A 25,348-nucleotide genomic window follows, 5' to 3' on the forward strand; every position below is an offset into this window, starting at 1 on the left:
TGTAAAAGCCTTCATCCAGCTTCCTCTCCCTTTTGTCCGCTCGTTTTCATCAGTTGATGAATCGCCTCTTTCACAGACGCCTCATTCGGTTCTTTCAATAGCGTCAAAAAAGGAAGATGTGCCACCCATTCATACCCTTCCATCACCTTATGATCAAACGACCTGAGGACAACACACGGTGTTTTTGTAATCGCACAAAAAATCATACCGTGAAGCCGATCTGTGACGACGACCTGCGCCTTACGTAACTCTGTCCATAACGCAGATAATTCATCTAGGCGAGTCGTTCGATCAACTCGTTTGCCAATTGTCGTTGTAATCAAACCGACTGGATCATACGTCTCTTGAATATGCTGCTTTAGCTGCTGCCGCTCCTTTTCAGTGAGATACGCTTCCTTATCCTCTCGCAAACAAAGTAGAACCCCTTCACGTTTTGGTTCCTTAGTCGATTCATCTAATGTCAGCACCATATCAGGCTGTTTCCATACATCTTGATCAGGGAAGTGCTGTTTCATCCAAGTGTAGGTTGTTTGATCTCTTGCCATGAGAAGCAGCCTTGGATGGTGTTTGTATGTTTGAATGGCGCGGCGTTCCTCTCTTTTCCCTCTCTTTGTTTCTGTAAAATGGACAGTTGCCGGCAATTGAATCACGGGGTAGGACTTGAAGGTTTTCATGATAAATTGTCTCGTCCATTCTTCATAACGGTATAAGTCTCCCATATTGCCCCCACCGATGATACAAACGATGTCCTCTGGATGCCGCATACGCTTTAACGGACGGGCGAGGCGATAGATCTCTTTCATGTCCACTTCCATGATATCGTAGGCAGGAAAGTGCTCTTTTAAAAAACAATAACTCGCATAGGCAATGGCATGATCGCCTAAATTATCATGCCCTGGCAGCAGCGTGAGAATGATTTTCTTCTGATGACTTCGCTCTGGCAGGCTTTGGCGGCTTAGTCGGTATTCAAGTGGATATTTAACCTTTAAGAGCAGCCACTCTGCGGCGTGCGCCTTCAATTGCTGCAATGTCAATCTCATCACCCCTATTTCCTTGTTTGATATTCGATCCATTTTTGATAGCTAGAAGCGGCGGCAGATAGTGGATAGACCAGCCGGCACTTCGCAAGGAATAAAATCATTCGCTTTCGAGCGGTCAGCTTCGATGGTTCCACTTGTTTGACAGCATCCTGAAAAGCCTCGTGTGTCACCATTTCCCGCATGTGATCAAGTTTTTCCCGAAGAGAGAGTGCATTTTGGCTCTTCCATTCGTTGAGCATACAATGAAGGGTATGATTGACAATAAAAAAATCAAGTGCCTTCTCATACAAAGAGATGTCATCATATTCTGTCAAAAACAAGCGCTGCGCATGATAAAAAGTGAGTCCATGATGAAAATACTGCTTCTGATATCGTTGCACAATAGAAGACAGATGGACCCGGTAGTAATAAAGAGGTTCATGAACAAAGGCAATGCCGCGTGATAAAGAAAAACAGCGCAGCGTCACATATTGATCTTCTATGTTCTCAAGTTCCCCCCTCAGCGGAAATCGGATGTCGTGTTCTTCGATAAAGGCACGCCGATACAGCTTATTCCATGAGAACCCCGTGATGTCTCCGTGCAATAACGCTTCAATTAAACTTGTTTTTTCGGCTGATCGCTCGGCTAACAGCGTCGTTGGTATGGTTCGCTTTGACTGTTCAAATTGAATCCAGTATTCACTGATTACTAGATCTGCGCCGGTCATTTTAGCTTTTTCATATAAGGCTTCGCAGTAATGTGGTGCGAGAACATCGTCTGAATCAATAAAGGCAATATACGTGCCCTTTGCTTCTTCGATGCCCCGGTTTCTCACAGCGCCTAACCCTTGATTGGTTTGATGAATGACCCGAAACCGCTGATCTTGCGCAGCAAATGCTTCAAGATATTCTCCGCTACGATCTGTAGATCCATCATTCACGAGAATGACCTCAATATCTGAAAAACTTTGATCTACAATTGATTGAAGGCATTGCTCCAAATATTGACTCGTATTGTAGACTGCGACCAATAGACTGATAGCTGGCATGACAACATGCTCCACCTTTCTTAAAATCTACTTTGTAAATATCGTCCTATACGGCAACACAGATGAATCGAACGGCATCAGCATGATGCTGTACAGAATATAGCAAACAGCAATCCCTACATAGATAAAGACATTAGACCGCTGATCAAAAATACGTGTGAAATATGGCAGTAAAATAAGCTGATACAAACCAAAATAGATATGAAATCTTGCATAAATGACATCCTTTGTGGCAAGGATGCCAAACAAGAAACCGAGCAAACAAAAATTCACAACGTAATCACTCTCTGGCGTCAGCTCACGAAGCCGTTTTCGATAAAAGAAGGCAAGCAAAAGCGGCAAAATCAATACACCGATTTTTGTCACATTCATTCCATTTGTATTCGTTGTGAGCCATTCCTCGTAATGCCCATATGAACTGCCCTGTAGCATCACGACAAACACGGAAACAAAGCGGTCATAAAGAGCGGTTAACCCTAAGAAAATCATGCATAAGACAAGCATCATCCACGACCACGATTTAGTTCTCACGATAAAATACACAGGAATCATGATAAGAGCCGATGAATGAAACAAGGAACATACGAGGACAAGCGGAAAATACAATTTCCACTGACCATTGATCACAAGACGGATGGCATAAAAAAGAATCGCCGCCACCATATATTGACGCATGCCATTAAACGAAGCGTAATAATGAAAGGTGCCGAGAAAAAGCAGCATACTTAGCTCAAAGGGACGGCCATATTGAATGAGCGTCTTGATGATAAAAAAATAGGTGATCGCCCCAACTGAGATATACATAATTTGCGGATCATGGGACAGTTGATTGAGCATCCATAAAATAAACGTAAATCCTGGGTCAGTGGCCGCCTTATCCACACCAAATCCGAAGATATGCCAAGGCTTTTCATAATTGACGGAGAACTCATACATCTGTCCATACGTGACAAAATCGGTTCCTACTTTGTACCGAATACCAGCGACAATACAAAGAAACAAAAACGGAAATAACACGAGAATCTTGTTAGGTCGCCATCCGCTTTGAATGGTATCATCTCGCCTGCCGTAAAATGCAGCAAAGCTCGACCATAAATAGACCATGATCATGTTCACCAAATATACCGCCATCTGCCATTCCTTCCTTACAGTCCATATCCATTCATCACACGTGTGATGTTCTGTTTGACATCAAATCCTCTTTGTTCAAGCTGGGACGTAATGGTCTCTTGAAGAGGCGGCTCTGCATGATACGCTTCAAGCACCGCCTTCATCCATTCATGCGCGGAATCCCGAAGCGACATTCTTTTCACAAGACCGCAGCCCAAATCTACTTCCTCTGTAATATGATCTGAAATCACACAAGGCAATCCAGATGCCTGTGCTTCCACTAAAACGAGCGGAAGTCCTTCAAACAAGGAAGGCATGACAAAAACATCAAATGCTTTCATATATTGTGGAATGTCCGATACGACGCCTGTAAAGACAATGTCGTCTAACAAGCCGGCCTTGTCCGCATACGATTCAACCACCTGCTTCAGCGGTCCATCTCCTACAAGGACAAGCTGAAATGAGACCCCCTGCCTCTTTAAGGTCTGTGCCAGTTCCATAAAAAAAACGTGATTTTTTTGTTCATGAAAGCGGCCAATATGACCTATCACCATGCTCTTTTCGTGAAGACCTAGCTGCTTCTTGATCTTCACCTTTTCTTCTGGATCAGGCTGAAAGAAAAGGGATAAATCAATCCCATTCGGCAGCACCTCAACCTGTCCATTCTTCATTTTTTTCTGACCAAATAAAAAGGCACCGGCATCCTCACCACATGCAACAAGCTTTGTAGAAAATGCAAAAATCAGCCGGCGAAATCCTTTGAGCATCATATGGTCTATCCCATTTGGCGACTGTTTCCAAGCAGTATTATGCGAATGACAAATACGTACCTTCACACCCGCCAATTTCGCAGCAAGGGCAGAGAAGCCTGTTTGAAAATCTGTATGTGCATGCACTGCTTGATACGGTCCTGTTCGCTTGATTGTCTTTGTCAAAGTTCTGACAAATGCAAAAGGGGAGGAAGCTCCAATACTCGGGACATAAAAAATACGTCCACCGAGTTTCTGAATTTCCTCATCATAATCACAGACATCCTTCCGGTGGGTAATAAAGTCAAATTGAAGGACATTTCGATCGAGTGCACGATAGATGTTCATGATCATCGTTTCAGCTCCGCCGCGGTTCATCCCGCCCACAATATGAAGGACACGCTTTGGCTCACTCATCCCGAATCGGCCTCCTTTTCAACAAAGACGCCTCTAGCTTCCGCTGGTGATAAAATTTCATGATCTTCGGTGATAAACAGGCGCGGACTACCGGCTTTAGCGCAAACAGATAATGAATCGGCGACAATTTTAATATCCAGCATGCTTTTAAAACGAGCCAAGCATTATCTATCGAATATTGAAACTTACGACGATGAAAAGCCGCTTCATCCTCTCTTACAAGGTATAACGGCTCTTGTAAATTAAAGCCTTTTCTCCCCGCAGCAAAAAAACGAATCCACAGATCGATATCTTCCATCCGCCTCGTTGTTTTCACAGAGCGATATCCATTTAAATCCTTGTACGCAGTAGCTCTCATCATAATGGTTCCATGACAAAAAGGCGTTCCTCTTGCCAGCACTTTTCGATCAGGCGCTGAAATCAGTGCACGTACACCTTTTGTGCCCGATTCATCAAACACGGTCATCGCCGTCCCAACCACATCATATTCAGGATGTGATTCAAGGAAATGCACCTGTTTTTCTAAACGATCAGGTACTGATATATCGTCGCCATCCTGCCTTGCAATCAAGTCTCCCCTCGCTTCAGCTAGACAGCGATTCAGACTGGCAGCGAGCCTTTGATTATGCTCATTGCGGATAAGGCGAATTCTTTCAGGGTCTCGTTTTGTATAAGACAGCACTTTTTCATAGGTGCCGTCTGTTGATGCGTCATCACATATGATGAACTCCCAGTTGTCATATGTTTGCTGAAGAATGGATTCAATACTTTCTTCTACTGTGTCTTGGCAATTGTAGACGCCCATGATGATAGACACTTTTGGCTTACGCATGCTCACATCACCTTCTCTGCTTGATCCATATAAGTGGTATAAATTTCTTCCATCGCACTCACCGTCTGCTCCTGTGCAAATGCATGTGCTAAGGAGCGCCCTGCTTTTCCCATGAGGGGCAGCTGATCCCTTTTGTGATAAAGCTGGTGCAAATATTCAGCCAAGTCATTCACATCATGTGGTTTGACTAAAAAGCCATTCACGCCATGTCTGATCAGTTCACAGTGTCCTCTATTCTCTGTAGCAATGACCGGCTTTTCTGCAGACATGGCTTCAAGCAGATTCATGCCAAGCCCTTCTCTCAAACTAGTCGATACACATACATCACTCAAATGCATCCATTCTTCAATTTGTTTGCAAAAACCAGCAAATTGGACCTGCTTTTCAAGATGGAGCTCATGAACTAGCTTTTCATACGTCGGCCGCATGGCCCCTTCCCCGGCAAACACGATCTTCACATTTGGTATTTTCCTATATAGCTTGGCACATGCTTTGATGAGCATCCCTTGGTTTTTATTCGCATTTAATTCGCCAGCGCACAGCACAATAAAATCTGCTGAAGAAAAGCCATGGACTGCACGAAGACGCTGCTTTTCTTTTTCATTAACTGGTGCAAATCGTTTCATATCCACACCCATACCAGGAACATAATAAACAGATGCCCGCTCTTTTGATAGACGATCAGCTCTTTTAAAATCTTCTCCATTAATGGTGATCAGAGCGTCTGTATGGCGGGCGAGCCATCGCTCAATTGGATAATAGAGCAACCAGTTTTGAAGCGGCGCTCCTTGCCAAAAGTGAAAGCCATGTGCTGTGTAAAGTACCTTCGTCCCTTTTCTGCGCGCGCTTTTGGCTGCAAGTCTACCAATCACACTGCCCATTGGTGTGTGACAATGGATGAAGTCGTAGTGCTCTTTCGCTAACAGCTTCTTCAGCTCAACATACGCAAGCCGGTTGTGCACATGAAAAGGAGAGCGCTGAATCGGAATCGAGTGCGCTTGATCCACATAGGGAAGCTCCAGCTGACCATTTGCCGCTGTATGCACTTCCCATCCTTGTTCCTGAAACCACCGAAAATACGGAAGGTGAAATGCCTGAAAATGATAGTCAACCGTTGCGCAAAACAAGACTTTTTTCTTCATCGGCAAGCGCTTCCCCCTCTCTTGTCATCTGTTCAGACAACAAATCATGTGATTCGATGGCAGCAAACAATGCTTCTCTCATTTGCTCTTCACTCATCATGTCAAATTCATGGATAAAGCGGTTCAGCACATATGGGTCCCCATCCAGCGCATGGCCGATATGAATTTTCGGGAAAATTTGTTCCTGTGCTTTTTCATGTTGGTTGAGTAGTTCCTCATACATTTTCTCCCCAGGGCGAATGCCTGTGAACGTAATCGGAATCTGGTCTGTAGTGTAGCCTGAGAGGTGAATGAGGTTTTCTGCGAGGTCGACAATTTTCACTGGCTCCCCCATATCTAATACAAAAATCTGTCTTCCTTCTGCTAGGGCTCCCGCCTGAATGACAAGTCTTGATGCTTCTGGAATGGTCATAAAATATCTTGTCATGGCTGGGTGTGTGACCGTGACCGGCCCCCCTTGTTCAATCTGTTTCTTAAAAATTGGAATGACGCTTCCCCTGCTTCCGAGTACATTTCCAAACCGAACCGCGACAAATTTTGTGTCACTGCTTGCCCCCATTTGCATGATTAGCATTTCAGCAAATCGTTTTGTGGCGCCCATGACATTGGCAGGATTGACCGCTTTGTCAGAGGAAATGAGGACAAATGTTTCAATGCCATGCTCATGTGCAGCTTCTGCGACATTTTTTGTCCCGATAATATTGTTTTTCACGGCTTCTTTTGGACTGATCTCCATGAGCGGGACATGCTTATGTGCCGCGGCATGATAAATCATATCCGGCTGAAACTGACCAACGATTTCACTCATTTTTTGTTTATCTTGGATATCCGCAATTTGCGGATAGAGACTGATGGTGTCCCCATAAATTTCTTTCAGCTCTAGTAAAATAGAATGAATGCTAAATTCTCCATGTCCCACAAGCACAATCGCTTGAGGAGCAAACACACAAATTTGACGACAGATTTCTGATCCAATTGATCCGCCTGCCCCTGTAACCATGATCGTTTTCCCCTTTAAATGGACAGATAGACGGCTTGAATCTAATTGAATCGGTTCTCTCCCTAATAAATCCTCTGGCTGTACATCTCGTAATTGATTCAGCGCATGGGTTCCTTTTAAAATCTGCTCCATCTCCGGCATGATCTGCGTTTTGACCCCCGTCGCTACGCACTCCTTATACAGCCCTTTTAACGTATGACTGCTTTTGGACGGAATGGCGATGATGATCTTTTGTATATCCATCATCACAACAGCTGTTTGAATCTGTTCTTTTCCTCCTAGAACAGGCAGTCCCATGATTTCAAGCTTATGCTTCGTCTTGTCATCATCTATGAAGGCGACGGGTTCAATATGTACATCACTCGATTGCTGAAGCTGACGAACGATAATGGTCCCAGCCGATCCGGCGCCAATGATTAAAGCCCGCTCTTTTTCTACCTGTAGCCGCTTTGCCCCATCATGGAGTAGCCTGGACGCCATTCGAGATGCACCGATGAATAATACGTGGAAAAGCCACACGATGAATAAAAAACGAAAGGGCCATGTCTGCACGAAAAGGTACAGCATTGCCATTGAAAATAAAAAAGAACATACAAAGGTCTTCATTAAAGAAAATAACTCTCTTACTCCTGTATAAGCCCATACTTGCTTGTACACGTGAAAAATATACGAAAACAAATGGTGCCCAATGAGTAGACTGAGCGAAGAAATGACGAGCATTTCAAATGTATAAACAGTTAACGCCGCTTCTTGGACAAATTGAAAACCAAAAAAGACAGCCACTAAGATGAGATATGAATCTAGTGCCACGATGATTGATAATCTTTGGGCGTAAGTCAACGCTCCTCCCCCTTTTTAAAACATCACTATTCTTACGTAAAATGGGCATCAAACCCGTCCTCACATCCCACTATTGATGACGAGCATCTAAGGCATTGTCATGCCCACAGCAGGATCGAGTGCCTCCATTGTTAAAGATTAGGAGACATCACCTATCAATCTTGTTAATACATATACAGCCTTCCCTTTTTCTCTTTTTTTCCATTTAGCATAGCTCCAAGTAGTTTACCTGTTGTCCCGTCTAATACTTCTTTTGATTTCTTCACTGCAGCTATCTTTGTTTTGCCGCTTAAGACAACGAGAATGCTTCCATCTGTCCGGTTCGCCAGGATCTTTGCATCGGCCACTGGCAGAAGCGGCGCAGAATCCACAATCACCATGTCATATTGCTGTTCGATTTCATAAAACAGCTGCTTCATGACAGAAGAGGAGAGCAGCTCAGCTGGATTCGGCGGAATGGTTCCGCTCGGAAGCAGCTCTAAATGCTCAATGGGTGTGGGTAAAATGGCTTCCTCCAAGCTGCAATTATTTAATAGCACATTGGTCAAGCCCGTATGATGACTCAGGTCAAAATATTCATGAACAGCCGGCTTTCGCAAATCAGCATCCATCAGCAGCACCCGCTTTTTCTGCTGTGCAAAAACAGCTGCTAGGTTTGCAGCCGTAAATGATTTCCCTTCCTTCGGCAAGGAGGATGTCACCAATATAGATTTCAACCTTGTTTGGATGGATGTGAATTCAATGTTCGTTCGGATCGTACGGAATTGTTCTGCTATGACAGAGTGAGGATTTAATACTGAAATACAGGATAAATCTCTCTTTTCTCTTTTCTTTCTCTTAAAGATCAATGTTCTGTCCTCCCGTTATGACGGACTGCTTGTCTTTTTTTGCCCTCCTGTCTGCCTGCATCTGATAGACGCTGCCGAGCGACGGCAATCCGATCTCTTCTCTTATTTGATGTGTTCGTTTTACAGTATCATCGAGTAAGTTCATTAAGAAAATGAGTGTTACCCCCCCTAATAAAGAGGCGCCTAGTGCCAGTACGATATGAACGAATTTTCTTGAATTCATAAGAATCGTATTGGACAGTTTGGCTTCAGACAAAACATTAATGCGATCCATATTCATGGTTTTTTTGATTTCTTCTTGCAGCACCTCTGTTGCAGTATTCGCAATGGCAACTGCCTTTGCGCGATCCTCATCTTGTACAGAAATATTAATGACCTCTGACTCATTTTCTGTACTTGTGGCAATTTTGTGTTTTAATCCTTCAGCTGATTCTGTGAGGTTGAGTGTTTCTTTTACTTTTTCAATGACGATTGGACTTTTTAATAAAACTTGAAAGGTACGTGTATATTGAAGGTTCATCTGAATATCGTTTAAGTTTGCTTGTGCGTCATTGCTGCGTTTATGAACAAGAATTTGAGTGGTTGCCTGATATACAGGAGTCGAGACATAGAACTGATAGTAGGCTGAAATGCCCGTTACGATCAGGACAATCAGGATCAGAAGGGCCATTTTCTCTTTAATGACAGAAAACAGCTGCTTAAAACCTATATTCTCATTCATAGATACCTCCCGATTTCATCATAAAAAGGTTATATATGGTTTCTTTTTGTTAATGATTGGATTATAAAAGATAATACCCGCAAAGAAAAATGTCATAATAGGTCTTATAGTTCTTTTTAAAGAACGAAATCGTTCGTTTTCTTTTGTTTACTTCCTGATTCTTACGTTTTTGAATTTTATAAAGAACAATTTATTTCTTATAATGAACGAAAAGGTCGCACTACGATTAGCTAGGGAGAAGGGAGATCATTGATCGAATGATAGGAAAGGTGATACGCATTTACCGAAAGAGGAAAGGATACTCCATTCAGCAGCTGGCTGAAGATGCCCATGTCTCTAAATCGTATTTGAGTAAGATTGAGCGCGGTGTCCACAGAAATCCATCTGTCCAGTTTTTAAAAAAGGTATCCTCTTCGCTAGAGATTGATTTACAAGAGCTGTTTGATGCAGAGACGATGATGTTTCATGACGCTGAGAGTGGTGAACACGAATGGCGGGAGCATATCGTCAATGCCGTCCAATCCGGCATGCCAAAAGAAGAACTCTATCAGCTTCTCCAAACGTCTCGAAAGGAGCAGGAAGATAGAACGTTACATGTCACTCATAGAAAGCTGACGGATTCGAATATATCAGAGTGGAAGGGTCTGATGAGTGAAGCAAAGGCTATCGGCTTAAGCATTGAGGAAGTAAAAGCATTCCTTGCCAACATGGGAGAACGACGGGCGTAAGCCTTTCAGGAAGAGTCAAATTGCGGGGAGAGGCGTTTGACGCTTCGCTGAAAAAGAGCCTTTTATCATGAAAAGGCTCTTTTTCCTCTTATTCTGCTTTTTTTGTTCGTGCTTTTTTCGTTATATCATTGTTTTTCCAATAGGCCCAGAGAGATGTAATCCCAAGAAAGGCTAACGTGATGAATTGTTGAATACCTTCTTCATCAATAGGAATTGGGCTTTTTCCCGCAGCGGTTAGCGCACTGTTGACAAGTGCGAGCAAAAGCAGTACAAGCCTTGCGATTGTACCTGCACTAATTTTTTGAACCTCCAACTGTAACCCCTCCCTTTCTTCCCCTTCACGGGTGATACGGCTCGTTCTTTCTCATATGTATGCAAAAGCCGAATGAATAGAAGACCGGATCAAAAAAAGAGACATCATACCTATATAAGGAATGATGCCTGATTTCATCTTATTTTGATGTAGAGAACATCTCTTTCGCTTCATCCAATGCCATTTTATTGCCTAGTGCTGAGTAATCGAGCCATGGCTGATCGACAATCGGATAGACCTGATTGTTCTTCACAGCTTTTAGACCCTTCCAAATCGGTGTCTTTTCTAGTTGCTTGAATGCTTGCTGCGCTTTATCATCGCGGTTCACGACGACAAAGATAGCATCTGCATCATAGTCAGGAAGAACCTCTTGAGAAATCACTTCAAATGGACGCTTGCTGTCCAGTTTCTTCACACCATCGACAGGTGTAAGGCCTAAATCCTCGTACAAGATTGGACCCATTGGGCGCTTCATGCTAAATACTCGAAGCTCTTTTGCCGTCACACGGATCGCCATTACTTTTCCGTTTCCAATCTTTTGTTTGATGAGTGATTTGACTTCTTTTGCTTCTTGATTGTAATCCTGAATATATTGATCGGCTTCTTTCTCTTTATTGACGAGCTTGCCGATTTTTTTCAAATGATCGCGCCAAGTGCCGTTATTTAAATTAAATACTTCTGTTTTGGCGATTTTCTTATATTTCGATAAATCTTGTCCAGCTAGTTCTTCATCAACGTAAATAACATCTGGTTGTAGGGCAAGCAGAGACTCCATATCGGGATCGGCTGCGATACCAAGCTTCTTCGTACCACTCAGCTGCTTTTTCGCATGTGGAAGGAAATCCTTTAAATCCCCTCCTACAACAGAGCCTGCCGGCTTGATACCGAGTGCTAATAAGTCATTCGTTAAATGAATAGACAAGGAAGCAATTTTCGGTGTTCCATGATCATTTTGAGTTGCTTTATTCTTTGTTTCCTGTTGACCACAAGCAGCAAGTATGATGAAACAGAGCGTTAAACCAAGTACAAGTAATTTTTTCATGATGAGTTCCTCTTTCTTGTTTATTTCGTTTTTGCTAATAAATAGAGAAAATAAGGAGCGCCGATAAAAGCCACAACGACACCCGCTGGTATAGCATTTGGGGCAAAGATGGAACGTCCGATTGTATCGGCACTAACCAAAATCAACAAGCCGATGAGCCCACTAACAGGTAAAAAATATTGATGAAGTGAGCCGACAAGCCGCCTTGCCAAATGCGGGGCGACAAGTCCAATAAAACCAATACCACCTGTCATCGAAACACTTGCACTCGCCAAACCAACAGCTAAGGTTAGCAAAAGGAGACGCTGACGCTGGACACGTACACCGACACTTGAGGCAACAGCATCTCCTAATGTCAACGCATTGAGCGTGCTTGACTGCATCAACGTAAGCGGTACAAGACATACAATCCAAGGCAAAAGCGCTAACACATGAATCCAGTCTCTCCCCCATACATTGCCAACAAGCCATCTTGAAGCAAATGTATAAGTATCTTCATCTAGCTTGAGTGACAAAAATAATGTCAAAGCACTGAATCCCGCTGCCACCGCAATTCCTACTAGGATCAGCCGAATGGGAACGAGACCTTCCTGCCGGTCATACGCCAAAAGCACGATGACCGCTGCCGCAAGAAGTCCCCCGCCAAATGTGAAGAGCGGAATAAGAAGAGAGGGATTGCCTTCTAGTGCGTGAAAATACGTCACAAACACGATTAAGCCAAAAGCGGCGCCTGCATTCAGTCCAATAATCCCTGGATCGGCCAGCGGGTTACGAGATAGACTTTGCAAAATGCCTCCCGCAATACCAAGACCAATTCCCGCTAGCATCGTTACCACGATTCGGGGCAGACGATAGTCAAACAGCACCGTTTCACTTTGAAAATCTCCAAAGCCGAATAACGTTTTGACGACCACAAGAGGATTCAGTTTCAGCGTACCGGTATTTAAGCTATACAGCACAACAGCCGCACTTAGACAAAGCAAAACGACTGTCACAGCAAGAGCTCGCTTTTTCTCTCTCACGACAGGTTCCTCCCTTCTTTTCTGGCAATATATAAGAAGAAAGGAACACCGACAAGTGCCACCATCACGCCAATAGCAAGCTCTCGCGGCGGATTAACGGTGCGGCTGGCAAGGTCAGCAAAGACAAGCAGCACCGCGCCTAATATCGCTGACATCGGAATGACGAAACGATAGTTTACACCAACCAGCTTTCGTGCGATATGCGGGATAACAAGACCGACAAATCCAATGGAGCCGACTGCTGATACAGAAACCCCTGCTAATAATACAGCAGCTACCATTCCTAGTATTCGCACTTGTCGCGTTTTCACCCCAAAATTTGCCGCAACATCTTCACCAAGCGACAGTAGCGAAAGTGACCGTCCTAATAGCATCGCCCATACGATCACTATGAGAATGACCGGGGCAAGAATAGTCAGCTGCGGCCATTTCACACCAGCCACTCCGCCTGCATACCAAAACGCAAGGTCCTGACTTAAGTCAAAATAAATCGCGATTCCAGAGCTAAGTGCATGAAGCAATGCAGCCACTACGGCTCCTGCTACTGTTAAGCGCAGTGGTGTCAAAACGCCACCAGCCGCACCAATCGCAAAGATCAGCAGCGTACTAAGCACTGCACCAATAAAGGAAAACAACATCAATGCCGAATAAGGGATGCCTGGGAAAAAAGCAAAACAGAGAGCGACCACAAACATCGCACCGCCATTGATGCCCAAAATCCCCGCATCGGCCAGCGGGTTTCTTGTTATTCCCTGCATGAGCGCACCCGCTACGGCAAATGCCGCTCCAACAAGAGCTGCTCCTAAAACACGTGGAAGTCTTAATTCATGGATGATCTGTTGCTCTGTGACATCTGACTGATAATTAAATACAGCTGTCCAAACCGTTTGCAGAGACAATGTTTTGGCACCATATGACACAGCCAAAAACATGGCAGCCGCCAAACCAATGACGGCGAGAAAAAATATCAAAAAGAACAAAATATATGATGATCGTTTTTGTTGAGGTGTTCGCTTATCCTGCAAAATCGGTGTCATCCTTTTCTTCATTAAAAGTCTGTTTGAAAATGAGAATCATAATCATCAAAATTATATCTGCCTGCCTGTCAAAAATCAATCTACGCCTTATTTTTTAATTAATGAAGGTATTCAGGTGACAGCCTTTGCTCATTTCAAACGGCCTATCATTTTTTCTCATAGTTTAATAGGAAAATAGTTGACATTCCGCCTGGATATCCTCTAAAATTACAAAAGTAAGTCAAATGTTATAAAAATATTACAAACAGATGTCAAACTGATAAAGAATGGCCCGTCTTGAGAGGAGATTTGAACGTTGTGTCACTAAAGGGAAAATGGAGTATCGGCCTATTTGCACTTGCGATCGTCATTGGAGTCGTTGCTTTCTTTCAGAATCAACAAGCAAGTGGAACCGAGAAGAAAAATGTAAAACAGGATACGAACTATAAAAACGTCGAAATCGTTACTCTCGTAAATGACGGGAAATTTATGAGATATGCAGTCAACTATCCTCTTTTTCATCAAAAGAAGCTAGATGACAAGATTCAAAGCTACGCCAATTCAGCTTTAGAGCATTTCAAAAAGACGTTTAGTGAAGCCAAGGACGTCGATGAAAACAAACGCTTTGAATTGAATATTGATTATGATATGGTGCATTATGCGAAGCAGTCTGCTGCGATTCGCTTTACCACTTATACCTATACAGGTCAGCAAAATGGGACCACTAATCATCTCACGATCAACTATGATTTTCAGAAAAAAACCTTTCTTGACACAAAAGATCTATTTCTGCCTAAAACCAACTTTTTGAAGAAATTATCCTACATTACATATTCGGAGCTTCAAAAGGACAAAACCTTATCTAAGGATCAAGCGCTCCTTCAGAAAGGAACAGCCCCGACTGCTCAAAACTTCAGTCAATTTGCCTTGAAAGAGAAATATGTAGAATTTTATTTCCCAGCCTCGCAAGTCGCCGACGAGGATCTTGGTCCGCAAACACTCGCGATTAAAAAGACGCTGCTGAAAGATATAATGAAGCCAGAATATATGAATAAAACCAAAAATCAAAATGAAATGAAAGAACCAAATCCGAAAAGAAAAGCCGTCAAGCTGCCGCAAAAATCAAAACTTGATCTAAATCAAAAAGCCATTGCCCTTACATTTGATGATGGTCCGAACCCTGCGACCACCTCAAAAATTTTAGAAGCACTGAAGGAAAATAAAGGACATGCGACCTTTTTCGTATTAGGCAGCAGGGTGCAGTATTACCCTGGTATGCTTGCCGATATTCTAAAAGGCGGGAATGAAATCGGGAACCACTCTTACAGTCATCCTTTATTAACAAGACTTCCTTTAAAAGAGGCGGTGAAACAAGTAAAGGACACTCAGAAGCTGATTGAGAAAGCGAGCGGCTATACACCTACTCACTTTAGACCGCCATATGGTGGAACAAATCAAAACATCAATCAAGCGGTTGGGATGAAGGTCTCTTTATGGGATGTTGATCCAGAGGATTGGAAAGTTCGCAACAGCCAGCAGATCACAAACCACGTTCTCTCACATGCAGCAGATGGTAGAACGGTATTGATGCACGATATTTATGACAGCTCAGCTCAAGCAGCAGTGAAGATCATTCATGAACTCACCAAACAAGGGTATCAGCTCGTCACAGTCAGCGAACTTGATGAATTAAAAAAAGAGCGACATGAACAAGCCCCTGTGCAATAACACAGGGGTTTTCTTTATGACTCCAAAGATTTTTTTTGTTTCAATAATGCTTGAAATGTCTCCTCCAGCTCCTGAGACGGCTCAATACTTAACCGGCTGAGCACTTCAGACAGCTGTAAATCAATTAACAGCAGCTCCTCTTCTCTTTGGGTCACAGCTGGTTTGTCGTCTTTTTGTTTATACGCTTCATATGTTCCGTCAAATGCTTCAATACGCTTTTCATGAACATGAAAAATGCGAGTTGCCACCTTCTCAATCAGTCTGCGGTCGTGGGAAATGAACACAACAGTACCTGGGTAATCCCTCAAGAGACCTTCAAGCGCTTCAACTGCCGCCAGATCTAGAAAGTTCGTCGGTTCATCCAGCATAAGAACATTGGCATCGCTGACAAGTAAGGACGCCAGCATGGTCTTCACCCGTTCTCCCCCGCTTAACACCCCAACAGGTTTATGCACGTCATCTCCTCGAAATCCAAGTCTCGCTAAAACCGTTCGTACCACTGTCTCATCTTGAACTGCCTCTTTCAGCGCATTTTGTAAAATTGATTCATCTACCGTTAATCCTGAAAGATCTTGACGAAAATAGCCTAGCTTGACAGCTTCTGAGCGAGAAACTCCGGGATGTCCATTCACCAGCATTCGGAGAAATGTCGTTTTTCCGCTCCCATTCTTGCCAATGATGGCAACCTTGTCCCCGCCTCTCACTTCCACATTCGCCTGCTTCCAAAGCAATTGATCGCCAACCTTGCCATCTACATTTTTCACTCGCAAAATGGTACGGCTCGCTACTTCCTTCATTGAATGCTGCGTCATTTGAATGGGCTGAATGTCTTTTACTTTTTCAACTTTTTCTAATTTCTCCATCCTTGTTTCAATTGATTTGGCGGTTTTTTGCAGCTTTTTTTGCTTATTTGCATAGTAGGGCTTTGCAATTTTTGGCCCTGAGGATTTCAGCTTTTGAGATGGCTTTGTCGCTTTGTCGGCTTTTTTCTTTTTCTTTTCCAGCGCATGCTCTAACTGTTTTTTCTTTTGTGTATAAGCTTCATACGCTTCCATCTGCTGACGATGCGCTAACTCTTTTTGCTGTGCAAAATGCGTGTAGTTGCCTTTGTATTGATTGAGACGTCCATGATCCAGCTCCCAAATTTCCGTACATACCGCATCTAAAAAAGCACGATCATGTGAAACGACGATGAGAGCTCCTTGATAAGTGTGAAGCTTTTCTTCCAACCACTCAATGTGCTCAGTATCTAAATGAGTCGTTGGTTCATCTGCTAATAAAAGGGCAGAAGGACGATTTAACGCGCGCTCAATATAAGTCTGGGTCATCTCACCACCACTCTGTGTGCCTTCTGCTTGTTTTAGCTGAGGTAGCAGTGTGCAGGTCGTTGTGGCAGCAAACGTGCCACTGTCTGGTTTCTCTTGCCCCGTGAGCACGTGTAATAGTGTCGTTTTCCCGCTTCCATTTGCCCCGACAAGTCCAATACGGTCACTTTGATGGATGGTAAGTTCCTCAATATCAAATAACAATCGGTCTTTTCGAAATACTTTTAACTGATTGGCTTTTACTAACATCCAACCCTCTCCTTTCGTATCAGGAGACATGAAAAAGCCTCCCATTCTCAGAATAGGAGGCAAAATGGTGTACAAAAATAAGCGGATCAATCCCGGATGACGTGCCGTTCCTACCTGAACACACACATCCCCCGTATCAATCACGTCATTCTTTGATTCCCATGCTGTACCATCCTATTCCGAAGCTAAAAAATGAAAACGCAGCAAACATGGCAAACTAATTGTTTGCTCACTGCCTTTGTTTTTTCATTTTGCTTACAGGTCATAGGATTAGTACTTCATTGCATTGGGTCACCCTTCCGTCGTTTGTTACGTATACGATAAAAGATTGGTTATTTTTTGTCAAGTTGAAATGGCATAAGTGAGTCCATTAATTTCAGCGTAAATGGATGAACCGCATCAAGCAGTTCATTCTTATTACATTCTTCCACTATGCTTCCTTCATGTAAGAAAAGGAGACGATCACATAGATACACTGCCGCTTCTATATCATGAGTAATCATAAGGATGGTCATGTCTAGCTCTTGTTTTAATGTCTCGAGCAGCTCCAATATTTGCACCTGAACAGAGACATCTAGTGAGCTCAGAACTTCGTCTAGTATGAGAATGGATGGATGCGTTGAAATTGCTCGTGCGATACACACTCGCTGGAGCTGACCACCGCTTAGCTGATGAGCATACTGATTTAGTAAAGAAGAGGGTAATCTGACTTGTTCAAGCAACGATAAAATCTTCTGATCCACATTTTTTTCCTGCTTTAACAATCGCATAGGTTCCGCAACGATCTCTTTCACCGTAAAGGAAGGGTGAACTGAAGATCGATAATCCTGAAAGACAACACTCATTTTTCCACGGTTCATCTTCCGCCATGTGTCAGCTGACTTCCTATCAATCTGCACCTTGCCGTGATCTATTTTTTCTAAACCGAGCAGGATTCGTGCCAATGTACTTTTACCGCTGCCGCTTTCACCGACTAATCCGGCACATTGTCCCTTTTCGATTTCAAACGAAACGTTTGAGATGCGTGGTGTTGACCGCATTTGCCGAGGAAAGAAACCTTTCTTCTCTCCATGTTTGATGAGACTATCAGCTGTGATCAACATGGAAATGCCCTCAACCTCTGCTGCCGCAACGTTTCCAGGGGGGCAGATAATCGGCGCCTCGTCTCAAGTAGATGCTTCGTTTGTTGATGCTCAGGCACTGTGAATATCTTCTCAGCTGGGCGATGCTCAAGCATCTCCCCTTGATGCATCACCAACACCTCGTCAGCAATTGCCTGAACGACGCCTAAATCATGCGAAATGATGATCAAGACCGCGCCTGTTTCTTCTTTCAGCCTCTGTAATTGCATGATAACTTCACGCCGATTATACGAATCAAGCGACGAAGTTGGCTCATCGGCAATAATCACATCAGGAGAAAGCATCATCGCGATTGCAATCATCACTCGCTGAAGCATACCTCCAGATAATTCATGAGGATATTTCTTCAATAATTCATTTGGATTATTCAAATGAACTCGCTCCAGTCCCGCGATGGCATGTGCTTTCCCTTTATTTCCGTGTAAGCCCAAATGTCGCTGGAATGTTTCCATCATTTGATGACCAATGGTTTCGATGGGGTTGAACGCATTCATCGCATCCTGTGAGATGAAGCCAATTCGCTTGCCTCGCCACTGCTCAGCCGTCTGAATTGTCAATGTTTCGTCATCAAATAGGATCGTTCCCTCTACTTCTAGCGAAGGTGGAATCAAGCCAATTAACGCTTTTGCGACGGTTGATTTTCCGCTCCCACTTTCTCCAATTATGGCTAAACAGTGTTGCTGCTGTAGGGAGAATGTCATGTTCGTCACGATACTCTTTTGCTGGACTGGATCATGTACGGACAGGTTTTTTACGTCGATGAAAGGCAAATGGTCTCGCTCCCTTCTTATTGTGATGATACATCGCAGGGGTCGTAGCCTGTTGCAGGCTGTCTCCTAAAAAGTTCAGCGCCATGACCACAAATAAGATGGCGAGCCCAGGCGCAAGCATATGGGCTGGATGGGTCACCATGACATTTTTCGCTTCGTTGAGCATCATCCCCCATTCCGGGGTAGGTGCGCTCACACCTAATCCCAGAAAAGACAAGGCTGATATATTTAAAATGACCCATCCCGCATCAAGTGTCGCAAAAACAGCTATTTCTCCTGAAATGCGAGGAAATAAATGCTTTCTCAGGATGTAAAATGAAGAGCCGCCAGACACTTTTACAAACTGAACAGATGGTTCATTCACATATTGTAGAACAGATGAACGAATCATCCTTGTATACCAAGCCCATTTCGCTAGGACATTTGCCAAAATTATATTGAACAGTCCAGGCCCCAGTATCCCGACAATCGCTAGAATCATCACTTCTGCTGGGAAAGAGAGCATGACATCACACACCCTCATCAACAAGCCGTCCACCTTTCCTCGGTAAAAACCCGCCATGATTCCAAGTAAACTGCCAATGAGCATCGTTATACACATCGTCAGCATCGCCGTAAGCATTGTGGTGCGAACCCCATATAAAAGCCGTGACAATACGCACCTCCCGAGCTGATCCGTTCCAAGCGGATAAGTCAGACTGATGCCGGCATATTTTTGAAGAATGTTCGTTTCGGTTGGGTCATGTGGTGCGAGCACTGGTGCAAGCAGTCCTGCTAAAGCGACAAGTACTAATAACCAGATAGAAACAACCGCCATACGATCTTTTTTTAATTGTTGCCAACCTATCTTCACTTTCACGCCTCCTTTCGCAGTTGAGGATTCATCATCATTTGTACAACATCAGCCACGAGGTTACACACAACAAAAAGGAACCCCATCACAAATAAATAAGCTTGAATAATCGGAAAATCAGCGTGAAAAATAGCTGTTACACACAACCGGCCAACCCCTGGCCAAGCAAAAAGATTTTCAATAATAACCGTGCCAGCAATAAGCTTAGGAATAGACATACCAAGTGCTGTAACTGCTAATTGAAGCGCATGTCTCATTACTTTCAATTGAATAGCGCGTTCCTTTAACCCGCGAGCTCTTGCATAAAAAACAAAGGGCTCGTGCTGAAATTTCAGGATTTGATTTCGGATCAGTCTCACATAGGTGGATAAGTAGCCAAGCGATAGTGTGACAGCTGGGAGAAGAAGCGATTTGAACCCTTCCATACCACTTGTATTAACCCAATTGAATTTGACAGAAAAAAGCCAAATAAATAAAATCCCTAACCAAAAACTAGGCATTGAAGCAGCGATAAACACAAAGGCTCTCAGTACTCGGTCCAACCAGGTATGCGCTGCATACGCACAGATCACTCCGAATAACAAACTCAGCACAATGATGAAAAAGAGCGCTGCTCCTGCAAGCTGCAATGTAGCAGGCATCGCCCCCATGATGAGATCAAAAACCGGTTCTTGTGTGACATAACTCCTGCCAAAATCACCTGATAATCCATCTTTAAGCCATGTGACATACCGTATTAGAAATGGCTGATCTAAGCCTAGCTCCTGCCGCATCGATTCAATCATGTCTTCTGTTGGAGTGACTTGATTCACCCGCAAAGCGACTTCAGCTGGATCACTTGCCCGCATCGTCAGCAGGACAAAGGCAAAGAAAGTAATGAACACCATGAGTGGGAAAAGAAGCAATATTCGTTTGAAGAGATAGCGTGTCATGTGTGCGCCTCCTCTTTATGACGAAAAATACATACGGTCAAAGGGAATTTCATACTGTGACACGTGAAAACCAATGCCTTTCAGGCGCTTATTATAAACAGCCTTTGTCACAGAATAAGAGATTGGAATGTAGACATTTTCATCATGAATATACGTCAAGACGTCTCGATACATTTGTTTCCGCTTTTTCTCATCTGGTTCTACCAATACTTTCGTAATCGTCTCGTCCAGCCACTTTTTCTTCTTCAACCCTAATTGGGCTTGGTAATCAGCATGTGATGCTACGCGGAACGAAGAAACATAGGTTTGAGGATCATAAGGAAGTCCCCATGATAGTGAGTACATCAGGTCGAATTTCCCTGTTTTTTGTCGATCTAGAAATGCCTGTTTTTCTTCTCCTCTAATATCCAGATTAACTCCAACCTGCTTGAAATCTTGTTGAATCGATTCACTTATCGTTCTTTCGCCTGCATTATCGGAATTATAGTAAATGGCGACACTCAGCCTTTTGCCATTTTGATAGCGGTAGCCATCTTCTTTCAGCTTCCAGCCTGCCTCATCCAATAATGTCTCTGCTTTCTCTTTTTGATAGGTTTTCTTTTTCAGAGGGATATCCGCGTAAGGGACTGACGGGGCAAGCAGCGTATGGGCCACCTGTTCCGTTCCATTTAAAATGCCTTTTGTGATCATCTCTTTTTGAATGGCATATTGAAACGCTTCTCTGACTTTCGGATCTTTTGTCATTGGCTGGTTTGAATTGATGACAATCGACCTCGAACCAACAGGTGGACTCACGGTCACACCATATTGACCTGCTTCCTTTAAAGCCTGGAATGAGTCTCCGTCGATCATGTCACCATCCGCTCCAAATAAGAGATCTATTTCTCCTTTTTGCAGAGCAAGTAAAATCGTTTGATGATCCGGCATGACTTTCCATTTCACTGTTGAAATGTTTGGCTTTCTCCCCCAGTAGTGGTCATTCGCTTTAAAAACGGCATATTGATTTTTTTTATGTTCCTTTAGCACATAAGGACCTGTGCCTGCATAGCTTTGAACTCCTTTTGCAGTCGTTCCATCAATGAAGCTTTTTGGAGAAATAAAACGGAAGGGACGTGTTAAGCCCAATTCTTCTAACGTAGGATAATAAGGCTCTTTTAATGTGAGAATAAAAGTATATTCGTCCACCGCCTTTGTGGATTTGATTTCGGATACGAGATTCAGCCAAGCGTTCTTTTCAATGTTTTTAACGACGGCGTCCATATTCATTTTCACTGCCTTTGCATTAAAAGGCTCACCGTCTGAAAAAGTCACGCCTTTTCGAAGGTGAAAGGTGTAGGTCCTCCCATCCTTTGAAATGTCCCAACTTTTGGCTAAGGCAGGCTGAACGCCCTTCTCTGTATTGACGACAAGCGATTCAAACACCATATTTTGAGCGGCCATCTCTCCGCCATATAAATGGGGATTGATATCCCTTATATCTTTTGTACTTGCATACACCAGCTCATCTTCTTCTCTGTCATTCATACCGGAAGATGCTTTGTTATCAGAACATGATGCCAACAAAAAACAAGCCATGACTGAAAAAAGCATCAAGGTGTATGTCACATAGGTTTGCTTTTTCTTTATGTAAACAGGCTGATCACTCATATGTACTACCTCCGAATCTTGTATTATCGTAATCATTACGATTATTAATCGAAATGATTACGAATTGAATAATAGCATACAGGAATCGGGAATACAATCACTTTTTTCATCAAAAAACAGACTCATAATTGAGTCTGTCAGCTTGTAGACAAAGTCTACAAGCTTTTTTGTATAATAAGGGTAATAACAATAATCTGTGGGGGATAAACATGTTATCGAAACGTGAAGAAGAAAGAAGAAATCAATTAGAAGTAGTGGCTTTAGATGAATTAGTGCCTGAAGATCATCTTGTGCGGAAAATTGAACAAGCAATCGATTTCGACTTCATTTATGATCTTGTCAAAGATCATTATAGTTCTAATAATGGTAGACCAAGTGTTGATCCTGTTGTTCTCATTAAGATGGTCTTAATCCAATATCTATTTGGTATTCGCTCTATGCGTCAAACCATTAAAGAAATTGAAACCAATGTGGCTTATCGTTGGTTTATTGGGTATGGATTTTCGGAGAAAATTCCGCACTTTTCTACCTTCGGTAAAAACTACGTGAGACGCTTCCACGATACAGATTTATTCGAACAAATTTTTTATCGAATCTTAAGAGAAGCGATGAAAAAAGGGCTCGTTGACCCGTCTATCGCCTTCATTGATTCGACTCATGTCAAAGCGAACGCCAATAAGAAAAAACTTGAAAAGAAAATCGTTCGAGTTGAGACAAGAAGTTATCAAAATCAGCTTCATGAGGAGATCAATATTGATCGTGAAGAACATGGAAAAAAGCCCTTACCCCTACAGAATAAAGAAGAAACAAAAGAAATCAAGGTCAGTACAACTGACCCAGAGAGTGGCTATTATGTAAAGTATGAACGTGAAAAGTCATTTGCTTATTCATTTCATACAGCTTGTGATTCAAAAGGATTTATTTTAGGCTCGCTGGTCACAGGCGGAAATGTTCATGATAGTCGTATGTTGGATTCACTCGTATCAAAAGTGACAGAGAAAGTCGGAAAACCAAATGTAGTCGCAGTAGATGCGGGATATAAAACACCTTACATCGCTAAGTTCTTAATGGATCAAGAGATAAGACCTGTCATGCCCTACACTCGTCCAAGAACAAAAGCTGGTTATTTGAAAAAGAATGAATACGTATATGATGCATATTTTGATTGTTACATTTGCCCCAACGGGCAAATTCTCTCTTATCGTACAACGACTAGAGAAGGCTATAAGCAATATGCATCCGATTCAGAAGTATGTGAGTCCTGCTCGTTTTTAGATAAGTGTACCCAAAGTCAAAACCACACCAAACAAATTCATCGGCATATTTGGCAGGATTATCTAGATGAAGCAGACAATCTGAGACTCACTGAAATAAATAAGAGCATCTACGCAAAACGGAAAGAAACGATTGAACGCGTTTTTGCGGATGCAAAAGAAAAGCATGGTATGCGTTGGACGAAACTTCGTGGACTAAAAAAAGTTTCAATGCAAGCGATGCTTACTTTCGCTGCCATGAACCTTAAAAAGCTAGCAAACTGGACATGGAAAGTACCATGTCCAGCGTAAAACACATGATGTTTTTTCAAAAAATGTGAAAACCCCACTTTTACTTGAAGTAAAAGTGGGGTTTGTCTACGGTCTGACAGACTCATAATTGAGTCTGTTTCGTCTGCATCCATTGATCGATCGTCCGCAATGCTTTATCGGTTCCACCTGCTGTTTGGAAGCTTTCTTCAATTTTTTCAATTCCAGCACGGTACGTGTCGCTTCCTAGAACAGATTCTACGGTTTCTCTTAGCTGCTTTGCTGTCAGTTGATCTTTATCAAGTGCTCGGGCAGCAGATAGCTCGGTCAGTCTTTGTGCGACCATCGGCTGATCTTTGTCGACCGGAATGACAACCATTGGCACGTGATAATGAATGCCTTCATTGACACTGTTCATTCCGCCATGTGTCACAAACACGTCTGTCAGTTCAAGCACTTCAAGCTGCGGCACATAAGACTCGATCAGAAAATGAGAAGGTGCTTCTTTTAAGAGAGACCGATCCACTTTTTCACCTGTTGCGAGTACCACTTTTCCATCAAAATCGGCAAAGGCATCAATACACATATTAAAAAATGCCTCTGTATCTCCAAGAACAGTTCCCATCGAAATAAAGACAACTTTTTCTCGCTCAAGAGCTTCCAGCGGGAAATCATGCTGATCTGCCCTTTTTAGAAAGCTCGGTCCAATGAAAACAAATGAGTCGTTCACTGCATCGACAGAAGGCTGAAAATATTCACTTGTATACACGATATTCAGTTCTCCGCGATTTTTCATAAATTGCATCAAACGCGTTGGCTGAACGCCAAAACGCTCTTGTATGCTTTCTAACAGATGATCAGCTCTCTCATCCTTTCTGTATAGCGGTGTATCAAAATGCGCCTCTTGCAGCACAAAGGATGGATTTGAACCGATCCCTGGAATTTGTAAGTAATCTCGAACAAGCTCCCCTGCCCCAAACATATCAAAATAGACAAAATCAAATGAATGCTGCTGAGATAGTGTTTCCACCACCTCTAAAATATCAAATGATGTTTGCAGCATGGCATGAAAGAACGGCTGCATGGAATCAAGATTTCCTTCATCCACGTGTAATGTCCGAATATAGTCTGGATGTTTATGTACGTGAGCGCCTAAGCGTTTCATTCGTTCCTCATAATGTACAGTTGTGACCGCATGCACTTCATCTCCACGATCTACCCATGCTTTGATAATTCCTAACATAGGATTCACATGCCCTTCAGCAGGAAATGTAATCAATAAAACCTTCGCCACAGAAATACCTCCTCATTGTCAATTCTCTTCCATGTTA

General features: G+C 43.0%; 23 protein-coding genes. 3 read left to right on the plus strand and 20 right to left on the minus strand.

All coding sequences use genetic code 11. The features are described 5' to 3' along the window. Nucleotides 1–11 precede the first annotated feature (11 nt). The 9 genes from GPS65_RS04140 to GPS65_RS04180 all read right to left on the minus strand — a co-directional run bounded on the left by GPS65_RS04140 (nucleotide 12) and on the right by GPS65_RS04180 (nucleotide 9,727). Nucleotides 12–1,040 (minus strand): polysaccharide pyruvyl transferase family protein, encoded by a 1,029-nt coding sequence (locus GPS65_RS04140; protein ID WP_119125400.1) that lies wholly within the window; start codon nucleotides 1,038–1,040, stop codon nucleotides 12–14. A gap of 5 nt (nucleotides 1,041–1,045) precedes the next feature. Next, nucleotides 1,046–2,068 (minus strand): glycosyltransferase family 2 protein, encoded by a 1,023-nt coding sequence (locus tag GPS65_RS04145; RefSeq protein ID WP_088001173.1) that lies wholly within the window; start codon nucleotides 2,066–2,068, stop codon nucleotides 1,046–1,048. A 27-nt stretch (nucleotides 2,069–2,095) separates the two neighbouring features. Beyond that, nucleotides 2,096–3,199, minus strand: a complete 1,104-nt coding sequence (locus GPS65_RS04150) for an EpsG family protein (RefSeq protein WP_012011323.1) — start codon at nucleotides 3,197–3,199, stop codon at nucleotides 2,096–2,098. A 14-nt stretch (nucleotides 3,200–3,213) separates the two neighbouring features. Then, nucleotides 3,214–4,344 carry a glycosyltransferase family 1 protein gene (locus GPS65_RS04155; protein ID WP_119125401.1) on the minus strand — a complete coding sequence of 377 codons (1,131 nt, stop codon included), beginning with the start codon at nucleotides 4,342–4,344 and terminating at the stop codon, nucleotides 3,214–3,216. Continuing rightward, nucleotides 4,337–5,176 carry a glycosyltransferase EpsE gene (locus GPS65_RS04160; RefSeq protein ID WP_119125402.1) on the minus strand — a complete coding sequence of 280 codons (840 nt, stop codon included), beginning with the start codon at nucleotides 5,174–5,176 and terminating at the stop codon, nucleotides 4,337–4,339. The genes GPS65_RS04155 and GPS65_RS04160 overlap by 8 nt, the downstream gene beginning before the upstream one ends. Nucleotides 5,177–5,178: 2 nt before the next feature. After that, on the minus strand, nucleotides 5,179–6,318 hold the full coding sequence (locus tag GPS65_RS04165; RefSeq protein ID WP_119125403.1) for a glycosyltransferase family 4 protein: 1,140 nt from the start codon (nucleotides 6,316–6,318) through the stop codon (nucleotides 5,179–5,181). Further along, entirely contained in the window at nucleotides 6,284–8,158 is a 1,875-nt protein-coding gene (locus tag GPS65_RS04170) for a polysaccharide biosynthesis protein (RefSeq protein WP_012011327.1), read from the minus strand. Before GPS65_RS04170 ends, GPS65_RS04165 begins: the two co-directional genes overlap by 35 nt. A gap of 164 nt (nucleotides 8,159–8,322) precedes the next feature. Further along, a complete protein-coding gene (locus tag GPS65_RS04175) occupies nucleotides 8,323–9,006 on the minus strand; it encodes a CpsD/CapB family tyrosine-protein kinase (protein WP_119125404.1) in 684 nt (227 codons plus the stop codon). Then, on the minus strand, nucleotides 8,996–9,727 hold the full coding sequence (locus GPS65_RS04180) for a YveK family protein (RefSeq protein ID WP_003213148.1): 732 nt from the start codon (nucleotides 9,725–9,727) through the stop codon (nucleotides 8,996–8,998). Before GPS65_RS04180 ends, GPS65_RS04175 begins: the two co-directional genes overlap by 11 nt. A 257-nt stretch (nucleotides 9,728–9,984) precedes the next feature. On the opposite strand from GPS65_RS04180, the gene slrR reads away from it, so the two are divergent. After that, nucleotides 9,985–10,455, plus strand: coding sequence for an HTH-type transcriptional regulator SlrR (gene slrR, locus GPS65_RS04185; protein ID WP_012011329.1), 471 nt, complete (start codon nucleotides 9,985–9,987; stop codon nucleotides 10,453–10,455). A gap of 88 nt (nucleotides 10,456–10,543) precedes the next feature. On the opposite strand, the gene GPS65_RS04190 is transcribed toward slrR, so the two are convergent. The 4 genes from GPS65_RS04190 to GPS65_RS04205 all read right to left on the minus strand — a co-directional run bounded on the left by GPS65_RS04190 (nucleotide 10,544) and on the right by GPS65_RS04205 (nucleotide 13,764). After that, the gene (locus tag GPS65_RS04190; protein ID WP_012011330.1) at nucleotides 10,544–10,768 is read right to left on the minus strand and encodes a phage holin; all 225 of its coding nucleotides are present in this window, start codon (nucleotides 10,766–10,768) and stop codon (nucleotides 10,544–10,546) included. A gap of 139 nt (nucleotides 10,769–10,907) precedes the next feature. Further along, the gene (locus GPS65_RS04195; RefSeq protein ID WP_202914165.1) at nucleotides 10,908–11,813 is read right to left on the minus strand and encodes an iron-hydroxamate ABC transporter substrate-binding protein; all 906 of its coding nucleotides are present in this window, start codon (nucleotides 11,811–11,813) and stop codon (nucleotides 10,908–10,910) included. 17 nt (nucleotides 11,814–11,830) lie between these two features. After that, nucleotides 11,831–12,832, minus strand: coding sequence for a FecCD family ABC transporter permease (locus tag GPS65_RS04200; RefSeq protein ID WP_012011332.1), 1,002 nt, complete (start codon nucleotides 12,830–12,832; stop codon nucleotides 11,831–11,833). Beyond that, nucleotides 12,829–13,764, minus strand: a complete 936-nt coding sequence (locus GPS65_RS04205) for a FecCD family ABC transporter permease (protein WP_238389147.1) — start codon at nucleotides 13,762–13,764, stop codon at nucleotides 12,829–12,831. The genes GPS65_RS04200 and GPS65_RS04205 overlap by 4 nt, the downstream gene beginning before the upstream one ends. Before the next feature lie 402 nt (nucleotides 13,765–14,166). Here GPS65_RS04205 and GPS65_RS04210 point away from each other — a divergent pair, with 402 nt between their 5' ends. Beyond that, complete coding sequence (locus tag GPS65_RS04210) at nucleotides 14,167–15,576, plus strand: polysaccharide deacetylase family protein (protein ID WP_012011335.1); 1,410 nt, start codon at nucleotides 14,167–14,169, stop codon at nucleotides 15,574–15,576. 14 nt (nucleotides 15,577–15,590) lie between these two features. Here the strand turns inward: GPS65_RS04210 and abc-f are convergent, their stop codons facing one another. From abc-f to nikA, 6 genes are all read right to left on the minus strand, one after another. Then, a complete protein-coding gene (abc-f, locus tag GPS65_RS04215; protein ID WP_192841753.1) occupies nucleotides 15,591–17,150 on the minus strand; it encodes a ribosomal protection-like ABC-F family protein in 1,560 nt (519 codons plus the stop codon). Nucleotides 17,151–17,482: 332 nt separating this feature from the next. Continuing rightward, on the minus strand, nucleotides 17,483–18,253 hold the full coding sequence (locus tag GPS65_RS04220) for an ABC transporter ATP-binding protein (protein ID WP_119125405.1): 771 nt from the start codon (nucleotides 18,251–18,253) through the stop codon (nucleotides 17,483–17,485). Continuing rightward, on the minus strand, nucleotides 18,247–19,062 hold the full coding sequence (locus GPS65_RS04225; RefSeq protein WP_161985347.1) for an ABC transporter ATP-binding protein: 816 nt from the start codon (nucleotides 19,060–19,062) through the stop codon (nucleotides 18,247–18,249). Before GPS65_RS04225 ends, GPS65_RS04220 begins: the two co-directional genes overlap by 7 nt. After that, complete coding sequence (opp1C, locus tag GPS65_RS04230) at nucleotides 19,025–19,915, minus strand: nickel/cobalt ABC transporter permease (RefSeq protein ID WP_119125407.1); 891 nt, start codon at nucleotides 19,913–19,915, stop codon at nucleotides 19,025–19,027. Before opp1C ends, GPS65_RS04225 begins: the two co-directional genes overlap by 38 nt. A gap of 2 nt (nucleotides 19,916–19,917) precedes the next feature. Then, complete coding sequence (gene opp1B, locus GPS65_RS04235; RefSeq protein WP_012011340.1) at nucleotides 19,918–20,847, minus strand: nickel/cobalt ABC transporter permease; 930 nt, start codon at nucleotides 20,845–20,847, stop codon at nucleotides 19,918–19,920. A 15-nt stretch (nucleotides 20,848–20,862) separates the two neighbouring features. Then, the gene (gene nikA, locus GPS65_RS04240) at nucleotides 20,863–22,494 is read right to left on the minus strand and encodes a nickel ABC transporter substrate-binding protein (RefSeq protein ID WP_119125408.1); all 1,632 of its coding nucleotides are present in this window, start codon (nucleotides 22,492–22,494) and stop codon (nucleotides 20,863–20,865) included. A 209-nt stretch (nucleotides 22,495–22,703) separates the two neighbouring features. On the opposite strand from nikA, the gene GPS65_RS04245 reads away from it, so the two are divergent. Further along, nucleotides 22,704–24,059, plus strand: coding sequence for an IS1182-like element ISBpu1 family transposase (locus GPS65_RS04245; protein ID WP_119125409.1), 1,356 nt, complete (start codon nucleotides 22,704–22,706; stop codon nucleotides 24,057–24,059). Between the two features lie 82 nt (nucleotides 24,060–24,141). Here GPS65_RS04245 and GPS65_RS04250 read toward each other — a convergent pair whose 3' ends face one another. Then, complete coding sequence (locus GPS65_RS04250; protein WP_119125410.1) at nucleotides 24,142–25,311, minus strand: macrolide family glycosyltransferase; 1,170 nt, start codon at nucleotides 25,309–25,311, stop codon at nucleotides 24,142–24,144. Nucleotides 25,312–25,348: the final 37 nt, after the last annotated feature.

Source organism: Bacillus pumilus (genome assembly GCF_009937765.1).
Taxonomy (GTDB): Bacteria; Bacillota; Bacilli; order Bacillales; family Bacillaceae; genus Bacillus; species Bacillus pumilus_O.

What these genes read in the sequence shown, in the direction of transcription:
- GPS65_RS04140 (WP_119125400.1), bottom strand. Translation starts at nt 1,040, where the DNA reads ATGAGATTGACATTGCAGCAATTGAAGGCGCACGCCGCAGAGTGGCTG.
- GPS65_RS04145 (WP_088001173.1), bottom strand. Translation starts at nt 2,068, where the DNA reads ATGCCAGCTATCAGTCTATTGGTCGCAGTCTACAATACGAGTCAATAT.
- GPS65_RS04150 (WP_012011323.1), bottom strand. Translation starts at nt 3,199, where the DNA reads ATGGCGGTATATTTGGTGAACATGATCATGGTCTATTTATGGTCGAGC.
- GPS65_RS04155 (WP_119125401.1), bottom strand. Translation starts at nt 4,344, where the DNA reads ATGAGTGAGCCAAAGCGTGTCCTTCATATTGTGGGCGGGATGAACCGC.
- GPS65_RS04160 (WP_119125402.1), bottom strand. Translation starts at nt 5,176, where the DNA reads ATGCGTAAGCCAAAAGTGTCTATCATCATGGGCGTCTACAATTGCCAA.
- GPS65_RS04165 (WP_119125403.1), bottom strand. Translation starts at nt 6,318, where the DNA reads ATGAAGAAAAAAGTCTTGTTTTGCGCAACGGTTGACTATCATTTTCAG.
- GPS65_RS04180 (WP_003213148.1), bottom strand. Translation starts at nt 9,727, where the DNA reads ATGAATGAGAATATAGGTTTTAAGCAGCTGTTTTCTGTCATTAAAGAG.
- slrR (WP_012011329.1), top strand. Translation starts at nt 9,985, where the DNA reads ATGATAGGAAAGGTGATACGCATTTACCGAAAGAGGAAAGGATACTCC.
- GPS65_RS04205 (WP_238389147.1), bottom strand. Translation starts at nt 13,764, where the DNA reads ATGTTTTTGGCTGTGTCATATGGTGCCAAAACATTGTCTCTGCAAACG.
- abc-f (WP_192841753.1), bottom strand. Translation starts at nt 17,150, where the DNA reads ATGTTAGTAAAAGCCAATCAGTTAAAAGTATTTCGAAAAGACCGATTG.
- GPS65_RS04220 (WP_119125405.1), bottom strand. Translation starts at nt 18,253, where the DNA reads ATGTTGATCACAGCTGATAGTCTCATCAAACATGGAGAGAAGAAAGGT.
- opp1B (WP_012011340.1), bottom strand. Translation starts at nt 20,847, where the DNA reads ATGACACGCTATCTCTTCAAACGAATATTGCTTCTTTTCCCACTCATG.
- nikA (WP_119125408.1), bottom strand. Translation starts at nt 22,494, where the DNA reads ATGAGTGATCAGCCTGTTTACATAAAGAAAAAGCAAACCTATGTGACA.
- GPS65_RS04245 (WP_119125409.1), top strand. Translation starts at nt 22,704, where the DNA reads ATGTTATCGAAACGTGAAGAAGAAAGAAGAAATCAATTAGAAGTAGTG.